The organism is Bacillus sp. GS3m_15504, from assembly GCF_055825275.1.
In genome coordinates this window covers 60,849-81,652 of record NZ_JBVVNL010000005.1, presented here as the reverse complement: position 1 = coordinate 81,652, position 20,804 = coordinate 60,849, and the positions used below count along the sequence as shown (strand labels likewise).

Genomic DNA, 20,804 nt, shown 5'->3' with positions numbered 1-20,804 from the left:
TATATGAGCCAATTATATACTGATGATGTAAAAACGATTTTACAGGTTAGGAGAAATGGTGTGAAAAATCAAATCTATGAATTACGCACTGAAAATAATATTTCACAAGGCGCATTAGCTGATAAATGTAAGGTTTCTAGACAAACGATAAATGCAATTGAGAATAATAAATATGATCCAAGCTTAGCGTTAGCTTTTCGTTTAGCGGAAGTATTAGGAACAACTGTTGATAAACTATTTTTGTACAAGCAGTAGGGGGAGTAGTTGTTGGGGAAAGAGAAAATAAGCCTTTTCGTTACTATATTAGTGTCTATAGGTACGTTACTGTATGCACTTTACTATTGGTTAACTGAACTTCAAGTAAACTGGTATGCACTATTTATTTGCAGCATCGCGTTGCATTATCTATTTAAAAGTTCGGCATCACATAGCGTTGAAGGGGAAACTGAGGAGAACCAGGATTTAGAAAGACATGTATTAAAAACAAGTGCCAATGTTACATATTACGTACTTGTTGTATTCATTTTTGGTCTGTTTTTCGCATCGGTAGGCTTTAATAGATGGATTGATTTTCATAACATACCGTTATTGTTTGCGTTATGTGCTGCGATAGTTGTAAAGCCAGCTGTTGAGTTTTTAATTGTAAGACGTTATAGATAAAAAAGATCCCCTAGAGGATCTTTTTCTTATAGCGTTTTAGTTTTCGGATTAGGTGGTGTAACGGATGTATTATTTTCAGGGACCCTAGTTAATAAAAATCCACCGATAATAAACAATACAATAATACTAAGAACACCAGCGTTTGTTTTTCCTGTTAATTGCGTTGTAACACCGACTAATACTGGACCCATAATCGCGGCGAATTTGCCAAATATATTATAAAATCCAAAAAATTCATTTGCAGATTCTTTAGGTACTAGTTTTGCAAAATAGGAACGACTAAGTGCTTGAATACCACCTTGAGAAGTAGCAACTAGCATTGCTAAAATCCAGAAATCGAGTGTCGTTTTTAAGAAATAAGCATATATGCAGATAATGATGTAAATAATAATACCGACATATAGCATTTTTTTACCTGTAAATGTTGTTGATAATTTTCCGTATAATAAAGCAAATGGACAAGCTACAATTTGTGTGACGAATAAGATGATTAATAGATTCGTTGCACTAATGCCGAGATCTGTTCCATAAGCGGTAGACATAGTAATAATTGTATCGACCCCATCAATATAGAAAAAGTAAGCGATTAGAAACATAAAGACCGTTTTATATTCTTTAATATTTTTAAAAGTATCAGCAAGGCGTTTGAAGCTCATTGCAATTGGTTTTGGGTGACGTTCAATATAATGTGTTTGCTCTACGTTCTTCAGCATTGGAATTGTGAATAGTCCCCACCAAAGAGCGGTTATCGCGAATGAAATTTGACTAGCAATGCCGACTGATAAAGGGATAGTTCCTTTTTGAGCAAGAATGATAAGAGCGATACAACCGATAAATGGAATAGTACTCCCAATATAGCCTAAAGCGAAACCTCTCGTAGAAATTCGATCCATTCTATCTTCAGAAGTGACATCTACTAAAAATGCGTCATAAAAAATGTTTGCTCCAGCAAAACCGACTAATGCGAGCATATAGCATCCTAGTAATAAGTACCACTGAGATGTTGGGACGACTGCTAACATACTTGTAAATACAATGCCGAGTCCAAAGAAGAATGTGAAAAATCGTTTTTTAAATCCTTTATAATCAGCAACTGTGCCGAGAATAGGAGCAAGTATAGAAATTAAAAGTGTAGCGAATGAGTTTGCATATCCCCAATATGCTGTTGACGTTGCACCAGATAGTCCAGCTTCTTTTGCAGCTGCTTTAAAGTAAATTGGGAATAATGCAGTTGTAATGACGAGCGAATATACCGAGTTCGCCCAATCGTATAATATCCAGCTTTTTTCTTGTCTGGACATTTTTTTCATATAGTGTTCCCCCTTAAATTAGTTCTACTAACAGTGTACAAAAATAAAAATTATAAAAAGAGAAACAGTGATGATTTTTACATAACTTTTACATATATACACAGTTCTTTACAATTGGAGTAAATCCTCTACAATTGATCCGTCTGTTTCACCTAAGTGTAAACCGAGTAGTCTAGCGATAGTTGGGCCTTCATCAATAAGTCTCATATACGGAATGGTAACGCCGCTTTTTATCCCTTTCCCAGCAGCTATAAAAATTGTTTCATAGTTAGGTTTTGTTGGAGAGTATCCATGCGTACCAAATGTATATTTTTTACTAGGCGTAACATCTTTTTCAGTAATTTCTTTTATAAAATCTCCTGTATAGTTTTCAGTGAAATAATATCCTTCTCGCGCTTCTAACATAAATAAACAATTACCATCTGCACCACATTCCTTCGCATCTTCATCATGAAGTATAAATTCAATTCCGTTTTGTTTATGTTGAAGTAGTTCTTCAAGGAGTAGTTGTACCTCCCGAATTGTATCCGTATCATTTTTGTCCTTCACATATACATAGGCAGAGCCGTCACAACTTTGGCAATAGACTTTCCAATCTACTAAATTTCCTTTTGAATTTACAGATATAAGCCCTTTTTGATGAAATAGTACATTTAATTGAATGGCTTTGTTTTCACTTAAAGCGCTATGGTCACCAAGAGCGATAATTGTACTCTCTTCGTATAGGTCACTGTCTTTTAAAGCTTGAATAATTTGCCCTAGCCGCTCATCATGTCTATGAATTGCAGCTATTGTTTCTTTGGATTCAAAGCCATGATAGTGTCTTTGAGTGTCTAAATCAGTAAAATGCACGAACATAACATTAGGCTTTTTCGTCTGGATTGTATGCACAGCAGAAGCAAGTACGAAATCATCGAGTTCAGGTTGTGACAGCCCATTTCGTATATGGCCGAAACGACGATTCAAATCTAATTGATACAGCGGGCTACCGCTAAATAATGAAACTAAAACTTGATTTTGCCACGGCCTATTTGGAAAGATTTCTGGTAAATTGTAATCAATATTTGCTCTGCCGGTAACAGGCCATAGAAGGGCAGCTGTCGTTAAATTTGCTTTATGTGCTTCATCGTATAACGTTGTTCCTTTAATGGATTTTCGGTACCAATGCCAATCTGGTGACTGGCGCCCAGGTTGAAGTAACGTATTGCTAACTACGCCATGTTTATTAGGATAGTTTCCAGTAACGATTGTTGAGTGACTTGGGTATGTTACAGAAGGATAAATTGGTTCTACTTTTTCGACAACCGTGCCCTTTTTGATTAGAGATTGGAAGTAAGGTAATTTTTGTAGTATAGGAAAATCTAAAGCTGATAAACAGTCGAATGATAAAATGATGACACGATTCGTTAATGCTTTATCCATAAAGCAATCCTCCTAATTATATAAAACCTATTACTATATATTACTATTAATACCTAGTAATAAAAATATGTTTTTGAATAAAATTTATTATTTATTTTCAGAAAAGTTAAACATATAATAAGTATAAGGGAATCTATGGAAGGAGGGAATAGTATGGACTGGTTAGATGGATTTGGTATATTTTACATCATTGGCGGAATCACGATTATCCTTGTATTTGCTATTTCGTATTTACTAAAGAAACGGTTTCCAGACAAGCAGTTCGATATTATATTTGCACTTAGTCTAATACTTCTTTGTTTAGCATCCTTTCCTGTTACAATGATGGTTATTGGTGGATGGGAAGGAATGGGGTATGGGTTTATTGGTTTCTTCGTTCTACTTGGTACACTTATCGGTATGATTGCACATCAACTTGTAAAAATCTCGCGAAAAAGCTACGTATAAAACTGCAAAAAATGAAAAGAATATATAAAAATAAGAAAATTCACTCTTGTTTTAGGGTGAAATTTATATTATGATATTCAACAAATTTATTTCGTTATAACGATGAAAAAGGACTAGTACATGTTCAACCTTTTTTGCAGAGAAAGAATCCGCTAGGCTGAAAGATTCTTAAAAAGGCGATATGGAACCTACCTTTGCGTTCTGCATATGCAGCGGGAATTTCCCGTTATCAAAAAGAGAGCATGCGCAATTTTTGTGCATGAATCAGGGTGGTAACGCCGGCAAAGCTCGGTCCCTATTTAGGGACGCGGGCTTTTTTGTATTTTCTAGAAGGAGGAAGACTGACTATGGCAAAAGAACAAGTACAAGCGATTACGAAGATGGAAGAGGACTTTGCACAGTGGTACACAGATATTGTAAAAAAAGCAGAACTTGTTGATTATTCAAGTGTAAAAGGATGTATGATTCTACGTCCGTACGGCTATGCCTTATGGGAAAATATGCAGAAAGTTATGGATGAGAAGTTAAAAGCAACTGGTCATGAAAATGTGTATATGCCAATGTTTATTCCAGAGAGCTTATTACAAAAAGAGAAGGATCATGTAGAAGGATTTGCTCCTGAAGTAGCATGGGTGACACATGGCGGGGATGAAAAGTTAGCAGAAAGACTTTGTATACGCCCTACATCTGAAACTTTATTCTGTGAGCACTTTTCAAAAATTGTGCAATCCTATAATGATTTGCCAAAGCTATATAATCAGTGGTGTTCAGTAGTTCGTTGGGAGAAAACAACTAGGCCATTCCTTCGCACAACAGAATTCTTATGGCAAGAGGGACATACAATTCATGAAACAGCAGAAGAATCTCAAGCTGAAACGTTAAATATTTTAAATCTATATGCTTCTTTCTGTGAAGACTATTTAGCGATACCGGTAATTAAAGGACAAAAAACAGAAAAAGAAAAATTTGCGGGAGCAAAGGCAACTTATACGATTGAAAGCTTAATGCATGATGGGAAAGCACTTCAAACAGGAACATCCCATAACTTTGGAACGAATTTCTCTGAAGCATTTGATATTAAATTTTTAGATCGTACCGGTAAGTGGCAATATGTACACCAAACATCTTGGGGCGTATCAACGAGAATGATAGGTGGACTTATTATGGTTCATAGTGATAATAATGGGCTTGTAATGCCTCCTAAAGTCGCACCAGTGCAAGTTGTTATTGTACCGATTGCGCAGCATAAAGAAGGAGTTTTGGCGAAAGCGATAGAGTTACAAGGACATATTCAAAAGGTTGCACGAGTAAAAATAGATGCTAGTAATAAAACACCAGGTTGGAAATTTAATGAGTATGAAATGAAAGGTATTCCAATTCGATTAGAAGTTGGTCCTAAAGATATTGAAAAGAATCAAGTTGTACTCGTAAGAAGAGATACGAAAGAAAAAGAGTTTATATCAATGGATCAATTAGGAGAACGCATTCCAGCACTACTTGAGGAAATTCATAACTCTTTATTTAATAAAGCAAAAGTATTTCGTGATGAAAATACGTATAGTGTGACGAATTTTGAAGAGATGAAAAAATTAGCGGATGAAAAGCAAGGGTTTATTAAAGCAATGTGGTGTGGAGAATTAGCTTGTGAAGAGAAGCTAAAAGAAGAAGTTGGAGTATCTTCACGCTGTATGCCTTTTGAACAAGAACATTTAGCAGATGAATGTGTTTGTTGTGGGAAGGAAGCTAAACAAATGGTTTATTGGGGAAAAGCGTATTAATGCTCTTTTTGATAGATAATGAAAAGGACTTTGGGTGCATAAAAAAATGCAATCCAAAGTCCTTTTAGTTTTATAATTTATTTCATGTATTTTTTAGATGGAAGAATGTGTTTTTATTTTGCATTTTTGCGGCGAATAAATAGTAACATACCGATTAGGAATGTTGAAAGTCCCATTAAAATAGATGCAGGATAATGTGTTGCCGTATTAGGTAACTTATCGCCTTGTTTTTTCGCATTATCTTTTACATTACCACCTTGAGAGCCATTTCCTCCCTGAGAACTGCTATCACCTTTAACACGATTTCCGCCTTGAGAGCCATTGCCACCAGAACCGTTGCCACCAGAACCGTTGCCGCCAGAACCGTTGTCACCCGAGCCACTGCCACCAGAACCACTGCCACCAGAACCGTTGCCACCCGAGCCATTGCCACCAGAACCGTTGCCGCCAGAACCGTTGTCACCCGAGCCACTGCCACCAGAACCATTACCACCAGAACCGTTGCCACCAGAACCATTGCCACCCGAGCCATTGCCACCAGAACCGTTGCCGCCAGAACCGTTGTCACCAGAACCACTGCCACCAGAACCGTTGCCGCCAGAACCATTGCCACCAGAACCGTTGCCGCCAGAACCGTTGTCACCAGAACCACTGCCACCAGAACCGTTGCCACCAGAACCGTTGCCGCCAGAACCATTGCCGCCAGAACCGTTGTCACCAGAACCACTGCCACCAGAACCGTTGCCGCCAGAACCGTCGTCGCCAGAACCGTTGTCACCGGAACCATTGCCGCCCGAGCCATTGCCACCCGAGCCATTGTCACCAGAACCGCTACCATCGGAACCATTGCCATCAGAACCACTATCGTCCTGAGAGCCACCGTTTCCTGGTGGTTTATTATTATCTTTTGAGTTACCTTCTGCGAAATAATCGTTATTTTGTACAATCGCGTTTGTTATTGGAGAGAAGTTTTCTGTTGCTGCATTACCGATATTTAATCCACTAAAGAAAGATAAAGAAAGAGTTGATGCTAAAATGAAAATTTTCGTCATTGATTTCCTCCTGAAAAATTAATATTCCATCTAAAATACATCCCTTTGTAATATTTCATAGGAAAAAGAGTTTTATGCAAAAAAACTATATATAGAAAAAGGTGGTGTATTTCTAAAGAGAGAAAAGTGTTAGTGTAAATTGTTTATGAATAGTAGAGTGGTGAGAATTTTACACTCATTACAGTAGAGGAAGTGACAGCAGATGAAAGAATATATTGCATTTGATATTGGTGGTACACAAATTAAATATGGAATTGTTTCAGAAACAGGAATAGTACTAAAGCACAAAACAGTTCCAACAGAAATTCATTTGGGCGGGGAACAAATTATTCAAAAACTCATTCTTTTATCAAAAAAATTAGTGAGTGAACATACGATTTCGGGAATTGGTATTAGTACTGCGGGAATTGTTGACGTTAATAAAGGGGTTGTGACGGGAGGGGCGGATCATATTCCGGGCTATAGTACGATTCCTATTATTAATAGATTGCAAGAGGTATTAAAAGTTCCCGTATCTATTGAAAATGATGTGAATTGTGCTGCGCTGGGAGAAAAGTGGAATGGTATTGGAAGAGAGAAAGAAAATTTCATTATGCTTACCCTTGGAACTGGTATTGGAGGAGCGATTTTTATAGATAGAGAGTTATATAGAGGGCATTCATTTAGTGCTGGTGAATGGGGAAATATGTTAATAGAAGGAAAAGCGTTTGAAGAGATCGCTTCCATTTCAGGGTTAATTCATCTTGTACGAAATTATAAAGGAGAAGGTAATTGGAATGGGAAAACGATTTTCGAACTGTATGATAAAGGCGACAGGGAAGTTAAGCAAGCAGTTGAGGTTTTCTTTAAACATTTAGCGATTGGAATTAGTAACCTTGCTTATATTTTTAATCCAGAGACAATTATTATTGGTGGAGGAATTACTGATAGAGGAGATCAGTTTTTAAAAGAAGTAAAAGAAGAGGTAGAAAGATACTTAAATAAAGAGATTTATAGTAATTGTGAGATTGAACTTGCGCAAAACGGTAATCGTGCAGGAATGATTGGTGCTATTTACCACTTCTTACATCATCATAAGTAAGTTATATGAATGTTTTCATATAACTGAGAATTTATCCTTTTTATCACTAGGTAAATAATGCTACAATATAAGAGAAGAATACAATATTTTCCGCCTTGGAAAATGCTTTGTAGAAAGGAAGAAACTGCATGCCTATTATTTTAGAAAAAGGTCAAAAGATCGATTTAACGAAAGGACAACCAAAAGTAGCAAAACTACAGGTTGGCTTAGGCTGGGATCCAATTGGGCAATCAGGTGGGTTTCTGTCTTCATTATTTGGAAGTAAACCAAATGTAGATTGTGATGCATCCGTTGTTATGTTAGAAGGAGATCGTTTTTTAAATAAAAACGATTTAGTTTACTTCGGAAACAAGCTTTCTACTTGTGGTAGTATTATTCATTCAGGAGATAATTTAACAGGTGAAGGCGCTGGTGATGACGAAACAATTTTCGTAGAATTACATAAAGTTCCGAGCCGTATTAATCGTTTAGTATTCGTTGTAAATATTTATGACTGTGTAAATCGTCGTCAAGATTTCGGGATGATTCGTAATGCATATATTCGTATTCAAAACCCGCAAACTGGCGAAGAATTAGCACGCTATAATTTATCGGATAATTATGCTGGCAAAACGACTCTAATTGCAGGTGAAATGTATCGCCACGGAAGTGAATGGAAGTTTTCAGCTGTTGGAGAAGGCACACAAGATAAAAACTTAAGTGAGATTGTATCACGTTATCAATAATATAAACAGAGGAGGAATTGTATATGGCATCAATTTCATTGAAAAAAGGACAAAAAGTAGACTTAACAAAAACGAATCCAGGTCTTTCAAAAGTTCTTGTAGGACTTGGTTGGGATACGAATCGTTATGACGGACAAAACGATTTCGATTTAGATGTTAGTATTTTCTTAGTAGGTGCTAACGGTAAAGTTTCAGGTGCAGAGGATTTCGTCTTCTATAATAACCCAAAAGGTGCGAATGGTGCTGTAGAGCATTTAGGAGATAACCGAACTGGCGAAGGTGAAGGCGATGACGAATCGATTAAAGTAGATTTGAAAAATGTACCTGCACATATCGAACGTATTTGCTTCACAATCACAATTTACGATGGAGAAGGACGCAGCCAAAACTTTGGACAAGTTTCTAACTCTTTCGTACGTATTTTAGATGAAGAAAAGAATGCAGAATTAATTCGTTACGATTTAGGAGAAGATTTCTCTATTGAAACAGCGGTAGTAGTAGGTGAACTATACCGTCATGCAGGTGAATGGAAGTTCAATGCAATCGGAAGTGGATTCCAAGGTGGATTAGCGTCTCTATGTAATAATTTCGGTTTAGATGTAGAGTAATAGATTGATATATCCATCGGTAAAACAGATGTTTACTGATGGATATATTTTTTAAGATTAAAATATAGAGGTGAATATAAATGGTTATTCAATTGCAAAAAGGACAGAAGATTGATTTAGGTAAGACAAGCCCTGGTTTAACAAAAGCAGTAATTGGTCTTGGATGGGATATTAAATCTTATGACGGTGGATCAGATTTCGATTTAGATGCATCTGCCTTTTTATTAGATGCGAACGGAAAATGTACGAAGGAAACTGATTTTATCTTCTATAACAATTTACAGTCTCCTTGTGGATCTGTTCTACATACAGGAGATAACCGCACAGGTGAAGGTGAAGGCGACGATGAGCAACTTGTTGTAGATTTGAAGAAAGTTCCAGCAGATGTGCATAGAATTGCTATTACAGTTACGATTTATGATGCGGAAGGCCGTAGTCAAAACTTTGGACAAGTAGGAAATGCGTTCGTTCGTTTAGCGAATGAAGAAACGAATGAAGAAGTTCTTCGTTTTGATTTAGGGGAAGATTTCTCCATTGAAACAGCAGTTGTCTTTTGTGAATTATACCGTCATAATGGACAGTGGAAGTTTAATGCAGTAGGAAGCGGATTCCAAGGTGGTTTAGGTGCGCTTGTAAGAGCGTATGGCTTGGATGCATAAGAAGGGAAACGATATTCGTTTCCTTTTTTTGACCTTTCTATAAATCTAGCAAAGAATAGGGGATATAGGTAAGATGAGTATTTTGCAAGGAATCCTTGATACGTATGCTCAGTTTTTCGACTTGGACATGTGGATTAAAGTGTTGCAGGATCCAGTATCTTGGGGATTAATTGGTACACTTGTTGTACTTGAAGGATTATTATCTGCTGATAACGCACTTGTGTTAGCAGTAATGGTAAAACACCTTCCGGAAGAAAAGCGTAAAAAAGCATTATTCTATGGACTTATTGGAGCTTATGTATTCCGATTTATTGCAATTGGAATTGGAATGTTCTTAATTAAATTAGCGTGGGTAAAAGTGTTAGGTGCACTTTACTTAGCGTGGCTTTCAGTTAAATACTTCATTGATAAAAGAAAAGGTAATGCAGAAGAAGAGGAAGCTCATGGTATGAACCAAAACAGTATTCTCTTCAGAATGTTTGGTGTCTTCTGGGGAACAGTTGCGATGGTTGAATTAATGGATATCGCATTCTCTGTAGATAGCGTACTTGCTGCATTTGGTGTATCAAATGAAGTTTGGATTCTATTATTAGGTGGAATGCTAGGTATTTTAATGATGCGCGGTATCGCTGGCGTATTCTTAAAATTGTTAGAGCGTATTCCAGAACTTGAAACGACAGCATATATTTTAATCTTAATTATTGCAGCAAAAATGTTACTGTCTGTTATTCATATTGAAGTAAGTCATACATTGTTCTTCATTATTTTAGTTGTAGCATTTGGAGCAACATTTATACTTCACTACGTGAAGAATTCTGGACAAGCTAAAGAAGAAGTTGCAGCTACTAAAAATAACCATAAATAATTGAAATGGGTTTGCTCGTTTTACGAGCGCCCATTTTTTATAACTAAAAATAGTTTATAATGGAAGAAGGACTTAGAAAAAACGTAAATGTTTTTGGAGGTGAACTGTTGTGTTTTCACGTTTTACACTTCAACCATATGCATTAAAAGATGAATCAGATTTAAAGCACTTTGAAACACTTTTAGAAAAACGTCCACAATATGAGCTGACAGAGAATGAAATGAAATTTAGTTATATAGCATGTCGAATCCTTGGCGTTCCTAATGATGTAGATGAATATTTCAATGAACTATTTGATTATAGTGAAGCGAAAGGAATCGAAGTTTTACACGAACAAAATTTAAATAAAGTAATCGATTCGGAAAAACTTCGTCATATTCAAGAAGTGTTCGGATTACATCAAGAAGCACCAAATGGTCTGACAGTAAATAGGCTAGTGGCACACTTATCTGGGAAACAACTTTTACCGAAAGTAGACAATCCTGATTTACAGCATTATATACATAAGACGTTTATTTCAGTATTGAAATTATATGAGAAACAACATAATCAATCTTTAAAGACAGAAGGCTTCCGTCGTTTCTTAATCGATATAATTAAATTAAGTGAAAATTACGTAGCAAAGTGGTTCTCTACGATTAATTATAAGAAACAAATGCCACGTATCATTTGGTATGGTGATGCACAGGAAAGTCGTATATATTTCTTATATTTTCTTATTATGCTCGGTTGTGATGTGCTTTATTATCACCCAGAAGGAAAAGATGGATTTGAGAATATTGATGAAGAGGCAAGAACTTTTGTCGTGTCTCATTCTAGTCGTATTTCTCTCGAGCCATTTCCAGATCGTCGCCGCGAGCGTGTTGCAACAGTAGCATATCAAGCTTCAAAAGAAATTGAACAAGTACTTCACCACGATAATTCACTATTATACAAGCCGTGGCAATTCCGTTCCTATACACCTGTAGCTCGTACATTAAAAACAACATATGATGAACTCTTTTTAATTACGAAAGAAAAGGCATTTGTACGCCCGACATTCTTTGTTGAGAATAAACACATTTATATTCCTTCTTTATTTGCAAAAATATCAGGGGTTTCAAAGAATGATAAAGAATATTTTCAGCGATTAAAGGCAGTTACATCATTTGATAACAGCTTATTAATTAATACATTCCCGTTTACGAAAGAACAAAAAGCAAATTTCCAATATCATTATCGAGATGCATTAGACCGTGGGGGGAAATTACATCCAGATTTAATTATGAACAGTCATTGGTGGCCACATAAGCGATTACCAGAAGGGTTACAACATGGGATTGCAGAGGCGATTATCCATACGTGTGAAAGTGAAATGTGTAAGCCAATTGCAAAAGAGACGAAACAAGATGTAGCACTATATGTTTTCGCGCAACTTTCTCAAATACCGCCTAATATTTTAGAACAACTTGAGAAATTTGATTATTCACAAGATGTACCGAAAATTGTTATATTTAATAATGAGAAAAGTGGAGAATTAACTCGTTCTGATGCTGTTTTATTACTATTTTTAAATCAAATTGGAGTAGATGTATTTCATTTTAATCCAACGGGAAGAAACGATATTGAACCGTATATTGAAGCAGGGGCATTTGATTCACATTGGCTGGAAGAAGTTAATTTCGATCTTGAGTTTCATGGTTCATCAGCCTATAAAAATTTATCACAAACAATAAAAGGACTATTTCGTCCATTTTTATAAGGAAAGGGAGAATACCATATGAATAACCCAGTCGTACTAGATTCGAAAACAGAATTAAATGAGCAAACAGCACAAAATGTGCGCTTGCAACTTAGACAAGATGCGGATGTACAACGTATTTATAATGCAGTAGATATTAAAGATCAATTAGAATTAATTGAACTTGGAAAAGAACCTTCTATGGAAATTTCACGTTTTGCTGATCAAATTTTACATACGATGTCATTATCAAAAATAGAAGACTCTGGTGAATTATTAAAACAACTTGGTAAAATTATGGACCGATTCGATAGCAAAGACTTTGCGGAAGAGAAAAGTGGTTTCTTCTCACGTATGTTCAAAAAAGCGGATAAAATGATTGAACAAATCTTTAGCAAGTATCAAACGATGGGCCGTGAAATTGATAAAGTGTATGTGGAAATTACGAAGTATCAAGATGAAATGAAAAAATCAATTGGTACGTTAGATGGTTTATATGAGCAAAACTTAAAATATTATTTAGACTTAGAAAAATACGTAGTAGCAGGAGAAATGTTATTAGAGCGTTTGAATACAGAGTTGGTTCCGATGTATGAAGAGCGTGTACGTAATAATGATCAATTAGCAGGTATTGAATTAGAGTCGCTTAAAAACTCTGTTGAAATTCTAGAACAACGTATCGATGATTTAGAAAAGGCACGTATGGTTGCTTTACTTACAGCACCACAAATTCGTATGATTCAACGTGGTAACAATAAATTAATTGGTAAAATCAATACAGCATTTATTACGACGATTCCGATCTTTAAAAATGGTATCATTCAGGCGGTAAATGCGAAGCGCCAAAAGCTTGTTGCAGATTCTATGGCTGAACTGGATCGCCGCACAAATGAATTACTTAAGAAAAATGCACAAAATATCGCAACGCAAAGTGTGGAAGTAGCGAGATTATCAGGTTCTTCCAGCATTAAGATGGAAACGCTTGAGGAAACTTGGAACATTATTTCAAGAGGTATGCAAGAAACACAGCAAATTGAAGAGCAAAACAAGCGTGAGCGTGAAGAAAGTCGTAAGCGTATGGCTACATTAACAGAGAACATAAAAAAAGAATTGCAAGGATAAATGAAAAGGCAATGAGGATTAATCCTCATTGCCTTTTAGTTTCGCTTCACTAATTTAATGAACTCATTCACAACAAGCGGAATGATACTTAATAAAAGAACAAATCCCCAATCTCGCATCGTTAATGCATGCACACCGAATATATTTGCAAGGGGCGGGATGGAGATGATACAAACTTGCATAAGAACACCGATAAGAAGGGAGAAGACTAAATATTTATTTGTAAAAATCCCAATTGAAAAAATCGATTTCGTTCTTGAGCGCAAGTTAAATGAATGAACAAGCTGAGAAAAACTAAGAACAACAAATGCCATCGTTTGAGCATGTAATAGAGCATCTTCATCAATTCGCTCTGGGAAAAGAGGGAATAAATTTGTATCTCCAGTATAGAACTTTGCTCCAGCGATAAAGGCTATTAGCGTTAAAAGTCCAATGACAAACCCATTGAAAATAAGAAAAGGAACGCTACCGCTAAATAAGCTTTCTTTCGCATGTCGTGGTTTTTCCTTCATCACATCAGGATCTTCAGGGTCAACACCAAGTGACAATGCAGGTAGTGTATCTGTAATTAAATTCACCCACAAAATGTGAATTGGTCGTAATGGTGTCGCCCAGCCAAGTAAAATCGCTAAAAATAAAGCGATAATTTCTCCAAAGTTACAAGAGAGTAGGAAGAGAATTGATTTTTTTATGTTACGATAAATGTTTCTACCTTCCTCAACAGCTTTCACGATAGATGAGAAATTATCGTCTGTTAACACGACATCCGCTGCCCCTTTTGCAACGTCTGTTCCTGTAATGCCCATCGCTACGCCAACATCAGCTTGCTTTAAAGATGGAGCGTCATTGACACCATCACCAGTCATAGAAACAATATTTCCTTTCGCGCGTAATGCTTTTACAATCTTTACTTTATGTTCTGGAGAGACCCTAGCGAATACATGTAAGTGATTAATTTTGTTTGCTAGTTCTGTATCTGAAATGTTATCTAATTCAGTTCCAATCATAATTTCAGATATTTCTTCAGCAATGCCAAGTTCTTTGGCAATTGCAAAGGCAGTATCTTTATGGTCACCAGTAATCATAACTGTACGAATACCAGCTTTTTTACATTCTGAAATTGAGTCTTTTACTTCAGTTCGCGGTGGATCAATCATACCGACAAGACCAATAAAGATGAGGTTTTCTTCAAGATGATTTATATCCACATCGCTTGAGTTGTATTGTTTAAATGCGAATGAAAGTACTCTTAAAGCTTCTTGAGACATTACCTCAGCAGCTTCTAATATTTGATTTTTATCATCCTCTGTTAGACCCTCGATTTTACCGTTTTTAAATATGTGGGTACATAGAGGTAAGAGTTTATCGATAGCACCTTTCGTCATGCTATAGTAGCTTTCATCGTATGTATGCACGGTTGACATCATTTTACGATCTGAATCGAAAGGTAGCTCATTAACACGTTCATGTATTTTTTCTAAATGATCTTTTTGCATGTTAAAAGTGCTTCCGGCAACAAGAAGGGCAATTTCAGTCGGGTCCCCCGTTTGTGATTCATTGTTGTAAGACGCATCATTACATAGCACCATATTTTCTAACAATAGACGTTGTGTATCATTATTTACATTTAAACGTTCTAATTGATCGTATGTGTTATCACTATAAAAGTGAGTAACGGTCATTTTATTTTGTGTTAACGTACCTGTTTTATCTGAACAAATAATTGTAACAGAACCGAGAGCTTCAACAGCTGGTAGCTTCCGAATGATAACATTTTGTTTAATCATGCGCTGCACACCAATTGCAAGAACGATGGAAACGATAGCTGGCAAACCTTCTGGAATAGCTGCAACAGCTAAACTAATAGCAGTCATAAACATTTCTAGTGTATCTCGTCCTTGTAAAAAGCCGATGAGAAACATAACGATACAAATAGCTACAGCAACAAAGCCTAAATACTTTCCGACTTGTGCTAAGCTTTTTTGAAGTGGTGTCATATCATCGTCTGCTTCATGTAACAGGGTAGCAATCTTACCAATTTGTGAGTTCATTCCAGTTTCAACAGCAACACCGACGCCTCTTCCATATGTTACAAGAGTAGACATAAAGGCCATATTTTTTTGATCGCCGAGTGGTACTTGTTCATCACTTTGCATGGAAGGGTGGTAGATTGCATCTTTATCAACAGGGACAGATTCACCAGTTAGAGCAGATTCTTCAACTTTTAAATTTGCGGTTTCGATAAGGCGTAAATCGCATGGGATATATCGTCCGGCGTCGAGCATAACGATATCACCTGGAACGACGTGTTCAGATGGAATTTCTTTTAGTTCACCATCTCGCTTGACGATAGCTTTAGGTGTCGCCATCTTTTTCAATGCCTCTAAGGCTTGTTCTGCTTTCGATTCTTGGACGACGCCGATAACAGCATTTAAAACTACAACAAGCGCAATAATACTTGCATCAGCCCATTCACCTACAAAGGCAGAAATAAGGGCAGCAATAATAAGGACATATACGAGGACGTCATTAATTTGGGCAAAAATACGCTGCCATAAAGAGCGTTTTTGTTTTGTAGCTAATTCATTAGCACCGTATTGCGTTAAACGTTCATTTACAATTTCCTCTGTTAAACCGTGTTGTTCATTTGTTTCTAGGTCAATTAATGTTTGGTCTTTCGTCTTACTGTACCAATTGCTCATAAGTAAGCACCTCCAGTAAAAACAGTTAGCAATGGTAGTGTTGCTATTATTTGTGAGTAGTATGTATGGAGAAAAAATCTAAGATGAGGTTCTACTTCTATTGTACAATATTTTACAGTTGGTTGAGGGAAAGAGAAGAGTTGTCATGAATTTGTTGGAAATAAAAAAGAGCCTCATAAGCGAGGCTTTTTTTACTTTTTAATTAATGTACCTAATTCTTCTGTAATAGCTTGCATTTCACTAATGCTGAATGTTTCACGTTTCATAACATGCTCATAAATGTCACGTAAGTCTTCGTACATTTCTTCATTAAAGCTAGCAGCTCTCATTGCTCCAGCATTAACCATACGTAATTTTTCTTTAATAGCTTCGACCATATATTCAACGTTTTCTTCTGACTTTACGGATAAATCCACCGAAGTGTCCCCCTTTAAAATAACATAAGGTTATCTTAACATTTTTTATCATTTTCGTTAACGAATCTTTTCAATCCTATTAAATTAGTAGGGATTTCCTTTATATTTAATAATTGGTTGTTTATACTATAAGTATATATTAAGAAATGCACCAAGAAGGGAAGAAACAAAAATATGGTTCAAGTATTGTTTGTTTGTCTTGGGAACATTTGCCGTTCTCCAATGGCAGAAGCGATTTTTCGAGATCTTGTCGTAAAAGAGGGACTCGAAGAGAAAATTGTCATTGATTCTGCAGGAACTGGAGATTGGCATGTTGGCCATCCGCCACATAAAGGAACACAAAAAATTTTAAAAGAAAATGCAGTCACTTTTGAAGGAATTAAAGCAAGGCAAGTAGAAAAAGAAGACTTAACAAAGTTTGATTATATTATTGCCATGGACAACAAGAATATAGCAGATTTAAAAAGTTTAGGTAAAACTGGAGGCTATATTGGTAGGCTGTCCGATTTTGTTCCAGACGGTGGCTGGACAGACGTTCCCGACCCTTACTATACAGGGAATTTCCAAGAAGTATATGACCTTGTAACAGAAGGGTGTGCAAAGCTATTAGCTTTCATTCGAAATGAACAAGGAATATGAGGAAGCTTAGAAAGAAATACTTTCTAACATAAGAAATGAAAGGGTGAAGGAATATGGCAAAGAAAAATAATATTGCTCGAAACATTGCGATTGGTGTAGCTGCAGGTGTAGCTGTATCTATGTTGAAGAAAGAAAACCGTGAAAAAGTAAAAAATACTGCAGAAAAAGCAAAAACAAAGATGATTGAAATCGGTGAAAATGCAAAGATCAAAGAAAAAGTGCAAACTGTTACAGATAAAGGACGCGAACTTGCTGATTTAAATGTAGTGAAAGCGAAAGTAGCAGAAATTAAAAAATTAACGCCTTCTGTTGTAGAAACGTTAAAAGAAACGAAAGAAATTTTTAGTAAGAAAAAAGTTGAGCCAGCAGAGAAGCCAGAAACGATTGAAATTCAAGCTGTATCTCCAAAAGTAGATGAACTGAAAGTAGAAGAAGAGCCAGTAGTTGCTGAAGATGGCGGTATGAAAGAAGCGCGTGAACTATTTATGAAAGACTCTAATGTTGAGGAAAAAAAAACTGAAGCGTACATTGAGTTGAAGCAAGATAAAGAAGAGAAGAAAAGCGTTTAAACATATATGAGAAAAATTTTAGAAAAGGTAAGAAGAAATCGTACGTATTCGTTTGGTAAAGATTTGTATGACCGGACGATGCGCGATGATGTAGCGGGCTTGGCAGCACAGCTCGCTTATTTCTTCTTGCTTGCGATTTTTCCTGGGCTTGTTTTCTTAATTACGCTTCTTGGATTTATTGACCTTCAAACAGAAAGTGTGCTCGATTTATTAGAACCGTACGTACCGGAAGATGCAATGAACTTAATTGAAGTAAACGTAGATAAAGTTGTAAATGAGCAAAATGGTGGTTTATTATCATTTGGTTTATTATCGATGCTATGGTTTGCTTCAAATGGAGTAAATGCGGTTATGAACGCTTTTAACCGTGCTTATGATGTGACAGAAACTCGCTCTTTTATTAAAACGAGAGCGTTATCTATCGTGTTTACATTAGCAATCATTTTTATGATTGTGTTTGCACTACTTGTCCCAGTATTTGGACAAGTAATTGGGGCAGAAATAATTGGCTTATCAGATACTTATTCTTATGCGTGGAGTGTTACGCGTTTAGTGTCGAGTTTCTTTGTTTTGTTTGCATTATTTAGCTTTTTATATACGTTTGCGCCTGATCGAAAATTAAAGAGAAGAGAAGTTGTATCAGGGGCGTTATTTGCTACTATCGGATGGATTGTGGTATCGTACTCATTTGCTTATTATGTAGATAAGTTTGCGAATTACGCGAATACATATGGTGGTCTCGGTGGTATCATTGTTTTAATGTTATGGTTTTATTTAACTGGATGGGTAATTTTACTTGGCGGCGAAATTAATGGTTTACTCCATCATTATAGGACGGGTGACAATAATTCCCGTAATGAAAAGTGACTTCTTGTTCCATAATAATAAGGAACAGGGGGGATATTTCATGAGTAATAATAAAAAGAATCACAACAATAAAAATAACAATAAACAAAAGAGCAGTTCGCATCCAAAGCATAAAACGAGTGGTAGTGCGAACGGGCATAATAGCTACCATTAAAAAAAGCGGGTCCTTTATGAGGGACCCGTTTTAATTGTTTCCTTTTAATAATCGTAACCCGTTTAAAATAACAAGAATCGTACTTCCTTCATGCCCAATAACACCGAATGGAAGAGCTAAAAATTGCAAGAAGTTTGAACAAATTAGCATTGCAATTACAGCTAGTGAAAAGATTACGTTTTGCTTTACAATACGGTTCATTCGTTTTGATAAACGGATCGCTTGGGAAAGTCGAGATAACTCGTTCTTCATAAGTACAACATCTGCAGTTTCTAAAGCTACGTCTGTTCCTTCTCCCATCGCTACACCAATGCTAGCAGTAGCGAGTGCAGGGGCATCATTTATACCGTCTCCGACCATTGCTACTGTTCCGTATTTTTCTTTTAGCTTTTTAATCGTTTCCACTTTTGTTTCTGGTAAGCATGATGCGTAATGTTCCTTTATATTACTTTCAGAGGCAATAGCTTTTGCCGTTTCTTCATTATCTCCAGTAATCATAATTGCCTCGACACCGATACTTTGTAGTTCACGAATAGCAGCTATTGTTTCTTGGCGAAGTGTATCTTTTAAAGCGATAAGTCCAAGAATACCTTCTTCATCACTAATATAAACGACAGTTTTACCTTCTTTTTCAAGTGAGGCAGAAATACCATTATGAAATGTCTTTGTTTCATCACCGATAAAATCAGCTTTACCTATTTTATAAGCTTTGCTTTCAAATATTCCTTTTAGCCCAAAACCAGTTACATCTTCAACATTTTCTGGTTTTTTTAATGTAATGTCATACGTATGTTGTGCATATTTCACAATAGATTCAGCTAAAGGATGTGTAGAGTGACTTTCAATTGCTGCTGTAATAGAAAGTACTTCTTTTTCTGTCATATTTTCTCGAACATATACATCTGTTACGGTAGGTTTTCCTTCTGTTAATGTTCCCGTTTTATCAAAGGCAATTGCTTTTACGGAAGCGAGGCGTTCTAAATGTATGCCGCCTTTAAAGAGAATTCCATTTCTTGCTCCGTTAGAAATTGCAGATAATGTTGCTGGTGTAATGGCAGCAACGAGTGCACAAGGAGATGCGACTACAAGTAAGATCATAGCGCGATAAAACGTTTCATTCCAGCTCCAATCCAGTAAGAAATGAGGGACGAACATCATAAGCGCAACAACGAGTAGTACACCTTTTACATATGTGCCTTCAAACTTTTCGATGAATAGTTGTGATGGTGATTTTTCACTTTGTGCACTTTGAACGAGACGGATAATCTTCTGGAATAATGTTTGATCACTTGGCTTCGTAATTTTAACTTCGATAGCACCGCGTAAATTTACAGTACCAGCAAATACTTCATCACCATGTTTTTTTTCATTTGGAATAGGTTCACCAGTAATCGCTGCCTCATCGATATTTGTTTCACCGCTATGGATCGTACCGTCAGCAGGAACGCGCTCACCTGGCTTAATTAGAATAATGTCGTTAATTTGTAATCGTCCAACAGGAACACGTTCTTCGGTTCCATTTGAAATGCGTAATGCTTCTTCCGGTTGTAGATCAAGAAGCGCTGAGATTTCTTTTTGACTTTTACTTAATGTATAAGATTCCATCGCACCGCTTAGTGCGAAGATAAAGATTAAAATGGCGCCTTCTGCCCAGTAGCCAATCATTGCAGCACCGATAGCAGCAAAGAGCATAAGCATTTCGACATTTAGCTCTTTCTCCTCAATTGTATCTTCAATACCTTCTTTCGCTTTTGCATATCCACCAACTATATAAGCAAGGATATAGCAAGTAATGCCTACATTCATTACATCGTTCTTTGTGAATAACCAACCACCTAAAATGAAAATACCAGATGCGATTGCAAATATAAGTTCATAATGTTTCTTTAACGTATCCCATAAAGAGGGATGAGAAATAGACTTTTGTACTTGTAATGTTTTTACTTCTGAGTTCATTACTACTCGCTCCTTCCAAATTCTTATTGAGAAAAAGAATCAAAATCGAAAC

20 protein-coding genes and 1 other annotated feature are annotated in these 20,804 nt (G+C 36.3%); of the genes, 14 read left to right on the top strand and 6 right to left on the bottom strand.

Annotated elements, in window-relative coordinates; translation table 11 throughout:
* The first annotated feature begins 3 nt into the window (after positions 1 to 3).
* Positions 4 to 255 (top strand): helix-turn-helix transcriptional regulator, encoded by a 252-nt coding sequence (locus AC0L0O_RS25500; protein WP_001996603.1) that lies wholly within the window; start codon positions 4 to 6, stop codon positions 253 to 255.
* A 12-nt stretch (positions 256 to 267) separates the two neighbouring features.
* Complete coding sequence (locus AC0L0O_RS25495; RefSeq protein WP_001983838.1) at positions 268 to 660, top strand: hypothetical protein; 393 nt, start codon at positions 268 to 270, stop codon at positions 658 to 660.
* A gap of 26 nt (positions 661 to 686) precedes the next feature.
* On the opposite strand, the gene AC0L0O_RS25490 is transcribed toward AC0L0O_RS25495, so the two are convergent.
* The gene (locus tag AC0L0O_RS25490) at positions 687 to 1,970 is read right to left on the bottom strand and encodes an MFS transporter (RefSeq protein WP_000738818.1); all 1,284 of its coding nucleotides are present in this window, start codon (positions 1,968 to 1,970) and stop codon (positions 687 to 689) included.
* A 108-nt stretch (positions 1,971 to 2,078) separates the two neighbouring features.
* Positions 2,079 to 3,392, bottom strand: a complete 1,314-nt coding sequence (locus tag AC0L0O_RS25485; RefSeq protein WP_000356458.1) for an alkaline phosphatase family protein — start codon at positions 3,390 to 3,392, stop codon at positions 2,079 to 2,081.
* Between the two features lie 153 nt (positions 3,393 to 3,545).
* Here AC0L0O_RS25485 and AC0L0O_RS25480 point away from each other — a divergent pair, with 153 nt between their 5' ends.
* Together AC0L0O_RS25480 and proS are read left to right on the top strand one after the other, a co-directional pair.
* Positions 3,546 to 3,839, top strand: a complete 294-nt coding sequence (locus AC0L0O_RS25480; protein ID WP_000383852.1) for a YesK-like family protein — start codon at positions 3,546 to 3,548, stop codon at positions 3,837 to 3,839.
* Between the two features lie 93 nt (positions 3,840 to 3,932).
* Positions 3,933 to 4,139 (top strand) — a binding site (T-box leader).
* 47 nt (positions 4,140 to 4,186) lie between these two features.
* Positions 4,187 to 5,617 carry a proline--tRNA ligase gene (gene proS / locus AC0L0O_RS25475; RefSeq protein WP_001983912.1) on the top strand — a complete coding sequence of 477 codons (1,431 nt, stop codon included), beginning with the start codon at positions 4,187 to 4,189 and terminating at the stop codon, positions 5,615 to 5,617.
* A 113-nt stretch (positions 5,618 to 5,730) separates the two neighbouring features.
* Here the strand turns inward: proS and AC0L0O_RS25470 are convergent, their stop codons facing one another.
* Positions 5,731 to 6,669, bottom strand: a complete 939-nt coding sequence (locus AC0L0O_RS25470; RefSeq protein WP_001983888.1) for an LPXTG cell wall anchor domain-containing protein — start codon at positions 6,667 to 6,669, stop codon at positions 5,731 to 5,733.
* A 202-nt stretch (positions 6,670 to 6,871) separates the two neighbouring features.
* Here AC0L0O_RS25470 and AC0L0O_RS25465 point away from each other — a divergent pair, with 202 nt between their 5' ends.
* The 7 genes from AC0L0O_RS25465 to AC0L0O_RS25435 all read left to right on the top strand — a co-directional run bounded on the left by AC0L0O_RS25465 (position 6,872) and on the right by AC0L0O_RS25435 (position 13,449).
* Positions 6,872 to 7,750 (top strand): ROK family protein, encoded by an 879-nt coding sequence (locus tag AC0L0O_RS25465; RefSeq protein ID WP_001983901.1) that lies wholly within the window; start codon positions 6,872 to 6,874, stop codon positions 7,748 to 7,750.
* 128 nt (positions 7,751 to 7,878) lie between these two features.
* Positions 7,879 to 8,475, top strand: coding sequence for a TerD family protein (locus tag AC0L0O_RS25460; RefSeq protein ID WP_001121586.1), 597 nt, complete (start codon positions 7,879 to 7,881; stop codon positions 8,473 to 8,475).
* Between the two features lie 23 nt (positions 8,476 to 8,498).
* The gene (locus tag AC0L0O_RS25455) at positions 8,499 to 9,083 is read left to right on the top strand and encodes a TerD family protein (RefSeq protein WP_000146731.1); all 585 of its coding nucleotides are present in this window, start codon (positions 8,499 to 8,501) and stop codon (positions 9,081 to 9,083) included.
* An 80-nt stretch (positions 9,084 to 9,163) separates the two neighbouring features.
* Positions 9,164 to 9,742, top strand: coding sequence for a TerD family protein (locus tag AC0L0O_RS25450; RefSeq protein WP_000236653.1), 579 nt, complete (start codon positions 9,164 to 9,166; stop codon positions 9,740 to 9,742).
* Between the two features lie 73 nt (positions 9,743 to 9,815).
* Positions 9,816 to 10,607: a TerC family protein gene (locus AC0L0O_RS25445; RefSeq protein WP_000025696.1), complete on the top strand. Its 792-nt coding sequence runs from the start codon at positions 9,816 to 9,818 to the stop codon at positions 10,605 to 10,607.
* A gap of 109 nt (positions 10,608 to 10,716) precedes the next feature.
* Complete coding sequence (locus tag AC0L0O_RS25440; RefSeq protein ID WP_000492839.1) at positions 10,717 to 12,348, top strand: YceG family protein; 1,632 nt, start codon at positions 10,717 to 10,719, stop codon at positions 12,346 to 12,348.
* Between the two features lie 18 nt (positions 12,349 to 12,366).
* A complete protein-coding gene (locus AC0L0O_RS25435) occupies positions 12,367 to 13,449 on the top strand; it encodes a toxic anion resistance protein (RefSeq protein WP_001064422.1) in 1,083 nt (360 codons plus the stop codon).
* Between the two features lie 35 nt (positions 13,450 to 13,484).
* Here AC0L0O_RS25435 and AC0L0O_RS25430 read toward each other — a convergent pair whose 3' ends face one another.
* Entirely contained in the window at positions 13,485 to 16,151 is a 2,667-nt protein-coding gene (locus AC0L0O_RS25430) for a cation-translocating P-type ATPase (RefSeq protein ID WP_000073712.1), read from the bottom strand.
* Between the two features lie 191 nt (positions 16,152 to 16,342).
* Entirely contained in the window at positions 16,343 to 16,567 is a 225-nt protein-coding gene (locus tag AC0L0O_RS25425; RefSeq protein WP_000366197.1) for a DUF1128 domain-containing protein, read from the bottom strand.
* 174 nt (positions 16,568 to 16,741) lie between these two features.
* On the opposite strand from AC0L0O_RS25425, the gene AC0L0O_RS25420 reads away from it, so the two are divergent.
* The 3 genes from AC0L0O_RS25420 to AC0L0O_RS25410 are packed head-to-tail and all read left to right on the top strand — an operon-like array spanning position 16,742 to position 18,642.
* Positions 16,742 to 17,206 (top strand): low molecular weight protein-tyrosine-phosphatase, encoded by a 465-nt coding sequence (locus AC0L0O_RS25420; RefSeq protein ID WP_000250910.1) that lies wholly within the window; start codon positions 16,742 to 16,744, stop codon positions 17,204 to 17,206.
* Positions 17,207 to 17,259: 53 nt separating this feature from the next.
* Positions 17,260 to 17,775 carry a DUF4075 domain-containing protein gene (locus AC0L0O_RS25415; protein WP_001085396.1) on the top strand — a complete coding sequence of 172 codons (516 nt, stop codon included), beginning with the start codon at positions 17,260 to 17,262 and terminating at the stop codon, positions 17,773 to 17,775.
* 6 nt (positions 17,776 to 17,781) lie between these two features.
* Positions 17,782 to 18,642 carry a YihY/virulence factor BrkB family protein gene (locus tag AC0L0O_RS25410; protein ID WP_001226523.1) on the top strand — a complete coding sequence of 287 codons (861 nt, stop codon included), beginning with the start codon at positions 17,782 to 17,784 and terminating at the stop codon, positions 18,640 to 18,642.
* A gap of 184 nt (positions 18,643 to 18,826) precedes the next feature.
* On the opposite strand, the gene AC0L0O_RS25405 is transcribed toward AC0L0O_RS25410, so the two are convergent.
* Positions 18,827 to 20,752 (bottom strand): heavy metal translocating P-type ATPase, encoded by a 1,926-nt coding sequence (locus tag AC0L0O_RS25405; RefSeq protein ID WP_428889581.1) that lies wholly within the window; start codon positions 20,750 to 20,752, stop codon positions 18,827 to 18,829.
* Positions 20,753 to 20,804: the final 52 nt, after the last annotated feature.

Coding starts and splice junctions, on each gene's coding strand:
- AC0L0O_RS25470 (WP_001983888.1), bottom strand. CDS start 6,669: ATGACGAAAATTTTCATTTTAGCATCAACTCTTTCTTTATCTTTCTTT.
- AC0L0O_RS25430 (WP_000073712.1), bottom strand. CDS start 16,151: ATGAGCAATTGGTACAGTAAGACGAAAGACCAAACATTAATTGACCTA.
- AC0L0O_RS25450 (WP_000236653.1), top strand. CDS start 9,164: ATGGTTATTCAATTGCAAAAAGGACAGAAGATTGATTTAGGTAAGACA.
- proS (WP_001983912.1), top strand. CDS start 4,187: ATGGCAAAAGAACAAGTACAAGCGATTACGAAGATGGAAGAGGACTTT.
- AC0L0O_RS25500 (WP_001996603.1), top strand. CDS start 4: ATGAGCCAATTATATACTGATGATGTAAAAACGATTTTACAGGTTAGG.
- AC0L0O_RS25490 (WP_000738818.1), bottom strand. CDS start 1,970: ATGAAAAAAATGTCCAGACAAGAAAAAAGCTGGATATTATACGATTGG.
- AC0L0O_RS25485 (WP_000356458.1), bottom strand. CDS start 3,392: ATGGATAAAGCATTAACGAATCGTGTCATCATTTTATCATTCGACTGT.
- AC0L0O_RS25460 (WP_001121586.1), top strand. CDS start 7,879: ATGCCTATTATTTTAGAAAAAGGTCAAAAGATCGATTTAACGAAAGGA.
- AC0L0O_RS25465 (WP_001983901.1), top strand. CDS start 6,872: ATGAAAGAATATATTGCATTTGATATTGGTGGTACACAAATTAAATAT.
- AC0L0O_RS25445 (WP_000025696.1), top strand. CDS start 9,816: ATGAGTATTTTGCAAGGAATCCTTGATACGTATGCTCAGTTTTTCGAC.
- AC0L0O_RS25410 (WP_001226523.1), top strand. CDS start 17,782: ATGAGAAAAATTTTAGAAAAGGTAAGAAGAAATCGTACGTATTCGTTT.
- AC0L0O_RS25415 (WP_001085396.1), top strand. CDS start 17,260: ATGGCAAAGAAAAATAATATTGCTCGAAACATTGCGATTGGTGTAGCT.
- AC0L0O_RS25455 (WP_000146731.1), top strand. CDS start 8,499: ATGGCATCAATTTCATTGAAAAAAGGACAAAAAGTAGACTTAACAAAA.
- AC0L0O_RS25480 (WP_000383852.1), top strand. CDS start 3,546: ATGGACTGGTTAGATGGATTTGGTATATTTTACATCATTGGCGGAATC.
- AC0L0O_RS25405 (WP_428889581.1), bottom strand. CDS start 20,752: ATGAACTCAGAAGTAAAAACATTACAAGTACAAAAGTCTATTTCTCAT.
- AC0L0O_RS25420 (WP_000250910.1), top strand. CDS start 16,742: ATGGTTCAAGTATTGTTTGTTTGTCTTGGGAACATTTGCCGTTCTCCA.
- AC0L0O_RS25435 (WP_001064422.1), top strand. CDS start 12,367: ATGAATAACCCAGTCGTACTAGATTCGAAAACAGAATTAAATGAGCAA.